Consider the following 498-nt stretch of genomic DNA (forward strand, 5'->3'; position numbering starts at 1 on the left):
TGGTGCGCATCTATCTGCCCGCCGATGCCAATTGCCTGTTGTCGGTCGCCGATCACTGCCTGCGCAGCCGCAATTATGTGAACGTCATCGTCGCCGGCAAGCAGCCCGAATGGCAATGGCTCGGCATTGAAGACGCCGTGCGCCACTGCACCACGGGGGCGGGCGTGTGGGAATGGGCGAGTGATCCGGGCGACCCCGATGTGGTAATGGCGTGCGCCGGTGACGTGCCCACGCTGGAGACGATGGCGGCGGTGCAGTTGCTGCGCCAGTTCGTGCCCGACATCCGCATCCGCGTCGTCAACGTCGTCGATCTGATGGTGCTGCAACCGCAATCGGAGCATCCCCACGGTCTCGACGAACGCGCCTTCGATGCGCTGTTCACCACCGACAAGCCGGTGATCTTCGCCTTTCACGGCTATCCGTCGCTGATCCACAAGCTCGCCTACCGCCGCACCAACCACCGCAATTTTCATGTGCGCGGCTATAAGGATGAAGGCA

General features: G+C 63.1%; 1 pseudogene. It reads left to right on the forward strand.

The features are described 5' to 3' along the window. A pseudogene (locus AACY45_RS28070) lies at window positions 1-498 on the forward strand (phosphoketolase); the annotation flags it as partial.

This window comes from Pseudomonas sp. RA_35y_Pfl2_P32, assembly GCF_963970735.1.
Taxonomy (GTDB): Bacteria; Pseudomonadota; Gammaproteobacteria; order Pseudomonadales; family Pseudomonadaceae; genus Aquipseudomonas.